This window comes from Photorhabdus sp. P32 (assembly GCF_038085095.1).
GTDB classification, from domain to species: domain Bacteria; phylum Pseudomonadota; class Gammaproteobacteria; order Enterobacterales; family Enterobacteriaceae; genus Photorhabdus; species Photorhabdus luminescens.
In genome coordinates, this window is record NZ_JAZGJN010000233.1 from 19,067 (window position 1) to 30,175 (window position 11,109).

Annotated in this window: 10 protein-coding genes and 3 tRNA genes; 7 read left to right on the top strand and 6 right to left on the bottom strand. The window is 43.9% G+C overall.

Translation table 11 applies throughout. The features are described from left to right. Positions 1-5: 5 nt before the first annotated feature. Positions 6-923: a LysR family transcriptional regulator gene (locus tag V2H77_RS06900; RefSeq protein WP_341498233.1), complete on the bottom strand. Its 918-nt coding sequence runs from the start codon at positions 921-923 to the stop codon at positions 6-8. Positions 924-1,108: 185 nt separating this feature from the next. Here V2H77_RS06900 and V2H77_RS06905 point away from each other — a divergent pair, with 185 nt between their 5' ends. From V2H77_RS06905 to V2H77_RS06915, 3 genes are all read left to right on the top strand, one after another. Next, positions 1,109-2,104, top strand: a complete 996-nt coding sequence (locus V2H77_RS06905; protein ID WP_341498234.1) for a DMT family transporter — start codon at positions 1,109-1,111, stop codon at positions 2,102-2,104. A gap of 335 nt (positions 2,105-2,439) precedes the next feature. Further along, on the top strand, positions 2,440-2,715 hold the full coding sequence (locus V2H77_RS06910; RefSeq protein WP_049585369.1) for a type II toxin-antitoxin system Phd/YefM family antitoxin: 276 nt from the start codon (positions 2,440-2,442) through the stop codon (positions 2,713-2,715). After that, on the top strand, positions 2,715-3,041 hold the full coding sequence (locus V2H77_RS06915; protein ID WP_341498235.1) for a type II toxin-antitoxin system RelE/ParE family toxin: 327 nt from the start codon (positions 2,715-2,717) through the stop codon (positions 3,039-3,041). The genes V2H77_RS06910 and V2H77_RS06915 overlap by 1 nt, the downstream gene beginning before the upstream one ends. A 176-nt stretch (positions 3,042-3,217) precedes the next feature. Here the strand turns inward: V2H77_RS06915 and V2H77_RS06920 are convergent. The 4 genes from V2H77_RS06920 to orn all read right to left on the bottom strand — a co-directional run bounded on the left by V2H77_RS06920 (position 3,218) and on the right by orn (position 4,281). Beyond that, a tRNA-Gly gene (locus V2H77_RS06920) sits at positions 3,218-3,293 on the bottom strand. Between the two features lie 63 nt (positions 3,294-3,356). Continuing rightward, positions 3,357-3,432, bottom strand: a tRNA-Gly gene (locus tag V2H77_RS06925). 55 nt (positions 3,433-3,487) lie between these two features. Continuing rightward, positions 3,488-3,542, bottom strand: a tRNA-OTHER gene (locus V2H77_RS06930). A gap of 193 nt (positions 3,543-3,735) precedes the next feature. Then, positions 3,736-4,281, bottom strand: coding sequence for an oligoribonuclease (gene orn / locus V2H77_RS06935; protein ID WP_265378194.1), 546 nt, complete (start codon positions 4,279-4,281; stop codon positions 3,736-3,738). 94 nt (positions 4,282-4,375) lie between these two features. Between orn and rsgA the strand changes: the two genes are divergently transcribed. From rsgA to mscM, 3 genes are all read left to right on the top strand, one after another. Then, the gene (gene rsgA, locus V2H77_RS06940) at positions 4,376-5,431 is read left to right on the top strand and encodes a small ribosomal subunit biogenesis GTPase RsgA (RefSeq protein ID WP_341498236.1); all 1,056 of its coding nucleotides are present in this window, start codon (positions 4,376-4,378) and stop codon (positions 5,429-5,431) included. A gap of 74 nt (positions 5,432-5,505) precedes the next feature. Continuing rightward, positions 5,506-6,399 (top strand): archaetidylserine decarboxylase, encoded by an 894-nt coding sequence (gene asd, locus V2H77_RS06945; RefSeq protein ID WP_341498237.1) that lies wholly within the window; start codon positions 5,506-5,508, stop codon positions 6,397-6,399. 26 nt (positions 6,400-6,425) lie between these two features. Continuing rightward, a complete protein-coding gene (gene mscM / locus V2H77_RS06950) occupies positions 6,426-9,761 on the top strand; it encodes a miniconductance mechanosensitive channel MscM (RefSeq protein WP_341498238.1) in 3,336 nt (1,111 codons plus the stop codon). A gap of 79 nt (positions 9,762-9,840) precedes the next feature. Here the strand turns inward: mscM and V2H77_RS06955 are convergent, their stop codons facing one another. Continuing rightward, the gene (locus V2H77_RS06955) at positions 9,841-10,104 is read right to left on the bottom strand and encodes a PAAR domain-containing protein (RefSeq protein WP_088374079.1); all 264 of its coding nucleotides are present in this window, start codon (positions 10,102-10,104) and stop codon (positions 9,841-9,843) included. Between the two features lie 268 nt (positions 10,105-10,372). On the opposite strand from V2H77_RS06955, the gene V2H77_RS06960 reads away from it, so the two are divergent. Further along, positions 10,373-11,109: type VI secretion system baseplate subunit TssF (locus V2H77_RS06960; protein ID WP_341498241.1), on the top strand; the 737-nt coding region annotated here is incomplete at its 3' end.

Sequence of the window (11,109 nt, forward strand, 5' to 3'; positions counted from 1 at the left end):
CTAGATCATTCACTGACAAGCTCCCTGGAAACCTGGGAAATAGCCGAATTCCCCATGCGAAATTTTTTAGTCGCCAATGCGATAAATGCTTTAGTAGCTGGTGACGATTGACGTTCATCAAACACAGCCAACCCGACATGTCGTTTCACTTTTGGATTCAGCGCTTTCTTGACATAGTGAACATCACGAGCCAACGGCAGAGATGACTCGGCAACAATTGTCACCGCATCCCCACGTTCAACCGCCGCCAAAGTACTTAACAATTGAGACGTCCGATAACGAATATTAGGTTGCAACCTCGCTGATAAGAAAAGCCGGGAAACCAGTTCAGCCGATCCAGCTTCCGTCAAGGCGAATGGTCCAACACACAAATCTTTCAATGTCACCGTATCCTGCAATATCAAAGGATGATCTACCGGCAACAAAGCCACCATTTGGTCTTCAAGAATCGGATAAGTGTCGAATTGATCTTCCGGCAGAGTCACAAATCCCACATCCACCCGTCTATCCATAAGCCATTGCACTACTTGTCTATCCGGCCCCTCATCAATATGGACCTCAATACCGGGGTAAAGCCTGCGATAATCGGCCAGTACCGTTGGCAACAGCCACAAGGATGAAGTTGGCCCAAACGATCCGATTCGTAACGTACCTCTTTTCATCCCCCGAGCATCCGCTGCTTCTTGCCGCATAGTCTCAGCCAAACCAAGAATGGACTGAGCTTTTTGTAGCAGACTTTCTCCTATATCTGTCAGTTCAACAACTCCTTGATGCCGATGCAGTAGCTCTACGCCAAGCTCCTGTTCAAGAAGTCTGATGGCATGGGAAACCCCAGACTGAGAGATCTTGAGCTGGGCCGCAGCTAAGGTAAAGCCCTTTCGTTCGGCAACAACAGCAAAAATTTCGAGCTGAGTTAAAGTCATTATCCCCCCCTTGAGTAATCACTCATTTCCGCATGATCATACATCTGAATAAGTATATGCAATGCGGATATAAAACAATAGGCGAGGCATGCTCGCCAAGTGCTCAACGTGAAATATTAGAACAGACTATGGAATACGCTGCCTTGAAAGCATCTTCCACCCTATAAATTGCGATATTAATAAACATGAAAAGCAACCACGCATCAACGCAGCCGGTCAACAACTATTCAACCTATATCAAGCTGTCTCTTGTGGCTATTATCTGGGGAGGGACATTTGTTGCAGGTCGATACATTTCTGTCGAGACACCTCCCTTGTTATCAGCAAGCCTCAGATTCATCCTTGCGGGCATGATGCTAATTGTCTTCCTCGTTTTATCAGGAAAAATGTTCGTCAAGATTAATCTGTCTCAACTATTGAAAATCATCGGACTTGGCCTCTGCGGAATATACGCCTACAACCTTTTCTTCTTTTATGGCCTGCATCACACAACCGCATCCAGAGCTTCGCTTATCGTGGCGCTGAATCCAGCAGTCATGGCGATTTTTTCATATTTCTTTTATAAAGAAAGGCAATCGCCATTGAAAATACTGGGAATCATTCTTTGTCTGTTTGGTGCAATGATTGTGATTTTCAGCAAAACACCGCAACTGACCGTGGGAGAAGAAGGTAACTGGTTGGGTGATACGCTGATCTTTGGCTGCGTTTTAAGCTGGGTTGCTTATAGCGTCTTCTGCAAGAACATTGTGAACCAAATCGGCCCGCTACACACCGTTACATACTCCATCCTGGCAGGCGCTATCATGCTGACAGCAACGGCTATTTCCACCGGGCAAATGAGTTTATCTGCAATACATGCATTATCTATGACTGATCTCTACAGCTTACTTTATCTCGGCGCAGTCGGTTCAGCAGTGGCCTATATCTGGTATTACGACGGAATACAAAAAATTGGCTCCACTCGCTCTGGCGTATTCATCGCGCTTAACCCTTTGACCGCTGTATTGCTCGGCGCAGTACTATTAGATGAGAAATTAACATTCCCAATGTTCATCGGAGGCGCTTTCATAATCGGAGGTATCCTGATCTGCAACAAGAGAGCAACCGGTAAAAAACTTATTCCACACGAATCTAAACCTGGGATCAACCATATGATGAAAACAAAGAGTTACAGGAGATAAACCAGAAATTTCCCCTTATCGACGCTTTGGTACAGAACAGAAGCGTCGATTTTACATAGACCTGATGGCAAGCCTGATTTTTGGACTTAAAAACCGTGAATGTAAGAAATTTCAATGGATATTTGCATATCAAAAATGGGAGTGGAGAAATGCAACTCACAAACCATCTCTAACAAGCAAAAAAATAATAATTTTTCCTACATTACCTCATGCCAATAGACTTGCTTGTTCTACTTTTACAAAATCGGCATTTGCTTAATTTGCTCAGTCATTTTACAATCAATTTATTGACTTTTTATAGTCTATATTTAGTCTTTTTTGATGTGAGGGATTCTATGCGTTATTCAGAACAAATTAAGCCTATCAGCTACCTTAAAGCCAATGCAGCTACGGTGATGACGACACTCTCTGAGTCCCGCTCACCGATGATTATTACACAAAATGGCGAAGCAAAAGCGGTGATCCAAGATATTGCTTCTTATGAACAGATTCAGGAAACTATGGCGTTGTTAAAGATTTTAGCTTTAGGACAACAGCAGGTTAAAGCGGGCGAAATCACTCCGGTAAAGGATGTGGTTCAACGTTTAAAGAATAAAAGAAAGTTTTCCTAATGCCATATCAGGTGGTACTGACTAAAGATGCCGAGGCGGATTTAGAGGATATCTACGATTACATTGTCGAAAATGACAGTTCAGGGAAAGCCGATTATGTATTGGATCAGTTGCTGAAAACAGCAAACAACTTGGCTAACTTTCCTGAAAAAGGCAATTATCCCAAGGAGTTGCAGGAGCTAGGGCTCCGCGATTTTCGCCAAACATTTTTTAAATCTTATCGGGCCATTTATCAGCTCATTGGTCAACAGGTGGTGATTTTTGTAATTGCCGATGGTCGGCGGGATATGCAAACCCTGCTTATGCGCCGGTTGCTGAGTAGTTAGATTTTCCCTGTATGTATTACGTTATCAAACAATGGATATGAAACTCACAAGTTAAATACAAAAAATTTACCAATAACCCAGACGATGTTTACAACATCATGCAACATGTTTATCACGTGAAAATAAGACTGGCAAAGGAGAAGGATATTTAGGTTATCGACATGATAAGGAAGACTTGGAGCGGGAAACGAGACTCGAACTCGCGACCCCGACCTTGGCAAGGTCGTGCTCTACCAACTGAGCTATTCCCGCATTACTGACTGGTGATAACCTTAGGTAACATATTACCTAAGAAACCAATTGTGAATCTAAACTTGGAGCGGGAAACGAGACTCGAACTCGCGACCCCAACCTTGGCAAGGTTGTGCTCTACCAACTGAGCTATTCCCGCGTCACTGGCTGGCTAATAATAACCAAAAATAACACACTAATTCCAAATAAAAATTTGGAGCGGGAAACGAGACTCGCAAGGTCGTGCTCTACCAACTGAGCTATTCCCGCATATCTTTTAGTACGCCATCCATACCTTATGAAATTCTTCACCGGTATGGGGAGCGCATTATACGAAAAATCGTTGCGCCCGCAAGCCTTTCAACGCAAAAAAACAAACTTTCCGGCCAAAAGATGATTTAAACGCCAGTTCAGGTTAATTAATCGTCACACCGAGCTTACGTTACCATACCAACAGAAAAACTCACAGTTGAATAAAATGTTCCCGATAATGGGCTAACTCAGCAACTGATTCACGGATATCATCCAGCGCCTGATGAGTATTCTGTTTCTTAAATCCAGCAAGGATTTCCGGCTTCCAGCGACGGGCTAATTCCTTAAGTGTGCTGACATCCAAGTAACGGTAATGAAAATAAGCCTCTAATTCTGGCATATAACGGAACAAGAAACGCCGGTCCTGACTGACACTATTACCACAAATAGGAGAAGCGCCTGCCGGAACCCATTTTTCCAAAAATTCAATCGTCGCCTTCTCTGCCTCGCGATCATCAATTTTACTTGCTTTAACACGTTCAACCAGCCCACTGCCCGTATGGGTGCGTACATTCCATTTATCCATCAGAGCAAGTTGTTCATCAGACTGATGAACCGCAATGACTGGCCCTTCCGCCAGGATATTCAGATTTGCATCGGTGACAATTGTCGCAATTTCAATAATGCGATCCCGCTCTGGATCTAAGCCCGTCATTTCCAGATCTATCCAGATAAGATTGTGCTCACTTTTTGACATATTATATCCTAGATTGGAGAGATAGTTCTTATTAATGGTGTATCATAGCGCTTTTAAGCAATAACAGCGATAAGAGTGGAACAAGTGAGGTTCGGTGTCTAAGCATAAACTATCCAAAGGCCAGCAACGGCGGGTACAGGCAAATCATCAGCGCAGGTTGAAAAAACAGGATAATAAACCTGAAATGGATGATAGTCAGTTAGGTGAACCGCAAGAAGGGCTAGTTATCAGCCGTTTCGGCCAACATGCTGATGTCGAGGCAGACGACGGTTCTATACAACGCTGTAATATTCGCAGAACTATCCGTTCATTGGTAACGGGTGATCGGGTGGTATGGCGTCCTTCGTTGCAAACACAAACTGATGTTAAAGTGAATGGTATTGTTGAAGCCGTTCACGAACGTACTTCCGTACTCACGCGGCCTGACTATTATGATGGCATTAAACCTATCGCCGCCAATATTGACCAGATAGTGATTGTGTCAGCCATTCTTCCTGAGCTATCACTCAATATTATCGATCGCTACCTTGTTGCCTGTGAAACACTGGGCATTGAGCCATTAATTGTACTGAATAAAATTGACCTACTGGACGAAGAAAGCCGTGAATGGGTCAACGAAATCATGTCCACATACCACAACATTGGTTACAGAGTATTGAAACTTTCAAGCCATACTGGCGAAGGTATGGCTGAATTAATAAAGATGCTCGCAGGCAGAATCACTATTTTCGCCGGCCAATCTGGTGTGGGTAAATCAAGTTTACTCAATACGCTCCTACCAGAAGATGAAGAAGAGATTCTGGTCAATCAGGTTTCAGATGTTTCCGGTTTAGGTCAGCACACCACCACGGCATCCCGCCTTTATCATTTCCCGCATGGCGGTGATGTTATTGATTCTCCCGGTGTTCGGGAATTTGGCCTGTGGCATTTAACACCGGAGCAGATAACTCAGGGTTTTATCGAATTCCGTGACTATCTAGGAGGTTGTAAATTCCGTGATTGCAAACATCGGGACGATCCAGAGTGTGCGTTACGGAAAGCAGTGGAAAATAATGAAATAACTCAAGAACGCTTTGAAAATTATCACCGCATTCTCGACAGTATGGATCAAATTAAACCACGCAAAAATTTTACAGATAACGATAGCTAACTGACATTAAATGAAAGGATGGGTACAATAACCCCCTTTTGTCTAATTTCGCCAATAGAATCCAAGAGGTTGACGTGCTGGATAACATTAAAATCAGGTTGCAATATTTACTGCCTAAACAGGGGATAACTCATTTGGCAGGCTGGTTTGCTAACAAAAAAGCTGGCTGGTTGACTCAACTGGCAATCAAGACATTTGCCCGTGTTTATAAAGTGGATATGAATGAAGCGAAATCATCTGAATTTTCAGCATATACGACATTTAACGAATTCTTCATCCGTCCACTAAAAGATGATATTCGTCCAATCGTCAGCAATGAACACCAATTAGCGCTACCTGCTGATGGTACTATCAGCCAGTTGGGCAATATCCGAACCTACCAAATCCTTCAAGCCAAAGGGCATCACTACACGCTTGAAGCCTTACTTGCCGGCAACCATCAGTTGGCAGAGATATTCCGTGATGGGCAGTTTGTAACGACTTACTTATCACCTAAAGATTATCACCGCGTACATATACCTTGTGATGGATTACTGAAAGAGATGATCTATGTCCCAGGCGATCTGTTCTCTGTCAATCCATTGACTGCCGCCAACGTACCAAATCTGTTTGCTCGGAACGAAAGAGTCATCTGTCTGTTTGAGACTCAATTTGGGCCAATGATACAGATTCTGGTTGGCGCAACCATCGTCGGCAGTATTGAAATGTCTTGGTGTGGTACGGTTACACCACCACGGGAAGGCATTATCAAACGTTGGACTTACCCCGAAGCCGGTGCAACTGGTGCAATTTCTTTCAAAAAAGGTGAAGAAATGGGGCGTTTCAAATTGGGTTCTACTGTTATTAACCTGTTTGCATCAAACCAGATACAGTTAGCCGAGCACTTGAGCAGCGGCTCCACAACCCGCATGGGTGAACTGTTAGCCCAGGCTATCATGCCTGACGAATCCACTGACAACATAAGCTAATCCCTTTCCAAAGAGAGCCCTTTATCGTGCGCCTGATTATCAGCTTATTGCTTAGCCTGCTCATTATTAATCCAGTTCTTGCTGCAATTTCACTTGATGAAAATCAGCTTAAACAAGAGCTGAAACAAATTGAATCCAGCAAAAATCCGCAGGATGCAGAAGTTGCTCAGGCGTTGCAAGGCGCTCTCAATTGGATTGCCGATACTAAATCGGCTAATGACAGAACACAGAAGTATCAGACCGCCATTGATGATTTTCCTAAAATTACTAAAGAACTTCGTCAAAAATTACTTACTGAAAGTGATACTCCCCGTCCAATTCCTGCGAACCAACCCATTGCAAACATTGAACAACAGATCATTCAGGTCAGCAGTCGGTTGTTAGAACAAGGGGGGCAATTACAGCAAGAGCAGGACAAAGGACGGGAAATCAGCGACTCTCTAGTACTATTACCGCAACAACAATCAGAAGCGCGACGCCTGCTAACTGATGCATCCTCTCGCCTGCAATCATTAGGAACACCATCCACCCCATTAGCAGAAGCTCAATTTGCCTTAGCTCAAGCCGAAGTCAATGCGCACAAAGCAACAGTCAATGAACTTGAAATAGCTCAACTTTCCGCTAACAATCGGCAGGAAATTTCCCGTATGCGGGTTGAACTGTTCAAAAAACGATATCATCGACTTGATCTTGAGCTGCAACAACTTCGCAGCCAACTTAATGCGCAACGCCAGCAAAAAGCAGAATTAGCCCTGGAACATACCGAGATGCTGGCGGAACAGAGTGATCAGCTACCAAAATTTCTGCTTGATGAATTACAACTGAACCGGAATTTATCTCAGGAATTAAATCAGCAAGCACAACGAATGAATATCATCGGCTCAAAGCAACGACAAGCCGCCAGTGATATTATTCAGGTCCGGCAAGCATTGAATACCATTCGTGAACAGGCACAATGGCTCGGTGGCTCCACAACGCTTGGAGAAGCGCTCCAAACTCAGCTTGCCCGTTTGCCTGACATGTCTAAACCACAGCAACTTGATCGGAATATTGTCAAATTCAGGGTCGATCGCCTGAAATACGAAGACATGCTGGATCAGTTACAAAAAGACACAAAACCCGTACAGAAAAGCAATGTTGCGTTAACTGCTGAACAAGAGCGGATTTATGATTCTCTTACCCGCACCCGCAAAGAATTACTCAATTCATTATTATCTGGTTACGACAGTGAAATCCTTGAATTAACCAAACTGAAAGTCGCTACCAATCAGCTAAATGATGTGCTAACCGAAGTTAAAGAAGCCACACACCGTTATCTATTTTGGGTCGCGGATGTTAATCCCGTTTCGCTCAATTACCCAATCAGTGTTGTGCAGGATCTAACCCGTCTATTATCGCTGGATACTTTTTCTCAGCTAAGCGGCGCCCTGATAGTCATGCTGACCACTCAGGATACGCTGCTGTACTTATTTGGCACGCTATTCCTGGTTATATTCAGCATCGGCTCTCTGCGCCATTATTACGCATTCCTTGAACGCGCGAGTAACCGTATCGGCAAAGTCACCCATGATCACTTTTCCCTCACTTTACGTACCGTATTCTGGTCGGTTGTGGTCGCGTTACCTTTGCCGATGCTCTGGTCCGCAATTGGCTACGGACTGCAAAGCGCCTGGCAGTACCCTATGGCAACGGCTATCGGTTATGGCGTCAGTGCTACGACGCCCGTTCTATGGATCTTCATGCTGAGCGCCACTTTCGCCCATCCAAATGGATTATTCATTGCCCATTTTCGCTGGCCGGAAGAACGTGTTAAACGAGCTTTACGATTTTACCAACTATCTATCTTTGCCATTGTGCCATTGGTAATGGCATTGATAACATTTGAACATTACAGCGATCGAGAATTTGCTTCCACACTTGGCAGGCTTTGCTTCCTAATCCTGTGTATCTCCTTAAGCCTGATCACTAACAGCCTGAAAAGGGCAAGAGTCCCGCTCTATCTGGATAAAAATGGTTCCGGGGAAAATGTTATTAATACCGCTCTCTGGTGGATTCTACTCTCTGCGCCGATAATCGCAGCGCTGGCTTGCATATTGGGCTATTTCAGCACATCACAAGCACTGCTTGGGCGTCTGGAAACTTCGGTTGCTATCTGGTTCTTCCTGCTGGTTATTTACCATATTATCCGTCGTTGGATGTTAATTCAGCGGCGCCGGATCGCCTTTGACCGAGCAAAACAGCGGCGGGCAGAAATTCTGGCTCAACGCGCCAAAAGCGAGGACGATTCAACCGGTTCAAGCAGTATCGAAGGTTCCATTGAAGTTGAAGAGCCCATTATTGATCTGGATGCAATTAGTGCTCAATCACTAGGATTAGTCCGTTCAATTCTAACCTTGTTTGCCTTAGTTTCACTCATTTGGCTCTGGTCAGAACTTCATTCCGCTTTCTCATTTCTAGAAAATATCCGACTGTGGGATGTCACCACCACAATAAATAATGTAGAAACTGTTCAACCCATCACCGTAGGTTCTGTCTTGATTGCTATCTTGGTGATTATTATCACCACTCAACTGGTGCGTAACCTACCCGCATTGCTTGAATTGGCCTTACTACAGCACTTGGAACTGACACCAGGTACCGGCTTCGCCATCACCACACTCACCAAATACACCATTACCTTGATTGGTGGTCTGGTAGGTTTCTCGCTGATTGGTATTGAATGGTCAAAATTGCAATGGCTTGTTGCTGCGTTAGGGGTTGGATTAGGTTTTGGCTTACAGGAGATCTTCGCCAACATCGTTTCTGGCTTGATGATATTGTTCGAAAAACCGATTCGTATCGGCGATACCGTGACTATCCGCAATCTGACCGGTAGCATCACCAAGATCAATACACGAGCAACAACCTTGTCGGATTGGGACAGAAAGGAGATCATTGTTCCTAACAAAGCATTTATTACTGAGCAGTTTATTAACTGGTCATTATCTGACACTATCACTCGTGTTGTACTGACAATTCCTGCGCCGGCAGAAGCTAGTTGTGAAAAAGTCACCCAAATCCTATTAACCGCCGCTAAACGCAGCGCTCTGATCCTTGATAACCCGGCGCCGGAAGCCTATCTGGTTGATCTTCAACATGGTATTCAGATATTTGAATTACGTATTTATGCCGCTGAAATGGGGCATCGCATGCCTGTTCGTCATGAAGTCCATCAGCTTATTTTGCAAGGATTCCGCGAACACGGCATTACTCTGCCATTCCCACCATTTCAAGCAAGTATTGATGTTATTGGTCGGGATATCCGCAGCGCGACGACCAATATGTCAGGCCGTAATCCACCACGTCAACCGGGTAGTTTGTAAAAAGATAATGAAGCACTGAACATCCGTACTTGAATCAACTAGCCCTATTTCAGGCAGAAAATGGCCTTTTATCGCCATCTTATGCTTGAAATAGGCTTTGCGAAGCAATCAATGTCGCGCCACAAGAGGTTTTCATTCCCTCCAGTGCGTACATTTGTCCATTGGAGCTGATTATTTTAGAAGTCCCTTCCACAATAGTTTGATTACCACCACATTTTGGACAGGATACAGCATCCCCAACCCGAGCCGCTTTCTTCCCTAATACATCAAAGCTTCCATCACCTGCTAACACCTTGCCGCCATGCGAAGTCGAATCACCAACTAAAATAATAGGACGTGACATATTTCCCTCCATCAACTAATGATCAAATATTAATTTCAATTTCCAACATCTGGCTATCATGACGCCATAACTTAATTAAGGAAAACTTATCCGAATAAAACTCATTGAAATAAATTACATAATTATGTTAATCGAACACCTAATAAATTTACATTATTAACTGTTTTAAACAAAAAATTACACATAATTAAATTATCAACCTTGATATCCATCAGCTCAAAATATAAATTTACATTAATATTTGATCGGAAAAAAGACAAAGGTAGATATGAAAAATTTTGAGGACTTCTATAGGGAAGCGCTTTCACAAATAAAGCATGATATGCGCAACGCCGCACAGGAACACCCACACCTGGCTCCATTTACCCCTGAATCTGGCGACCCGGATGTTCTCCGAGTACTGGAAGGTTTTGCGCTTATAGCTGCCGGTCTTCAGCAGAAAATTGATGATGGTTTCCCGGAAGTCATTAACCCTCTTTTGCGAAAGGTATGGCCGATACCTTTACATCCGATCCCTTCAACCAGCATTGTCCAGTTAGATATTCAACCGGGCAGCATGACTGAAACTACAAACATTGCCAAAGGCAGTGAAATTTCTGCCATACAACATAAACAATCAATTACGTTCAGAACCACCCAAGATATCAGTATTGAACCAATTACCTTGATCCATAAGACGCTGACACACAGCCAAGACAAAAGCCTGATATCACTGACCTTTCAATATCATGGGCCAACTACCCAGTGGAAGACAGGGCAAGTCACGCTTTTTCTGGGAGAAGATCAAAAATTGGCGTCTTTACTGACGAAATACATCGATCAATCACTGAATAACACTTATCTGAAAACATCCCTTGAAGAGAAGGAGATGTGGCTGTCTATTGAGAGCGCTCCCCGCCAGAAGGAAAATTTGGTACTGCCGAGACCACATGACTATTTCTGGCCGTTGCAGGTGTTATACGAATACCTCTATCTGCCACATGTTAATGACTTTATGTCATTTGA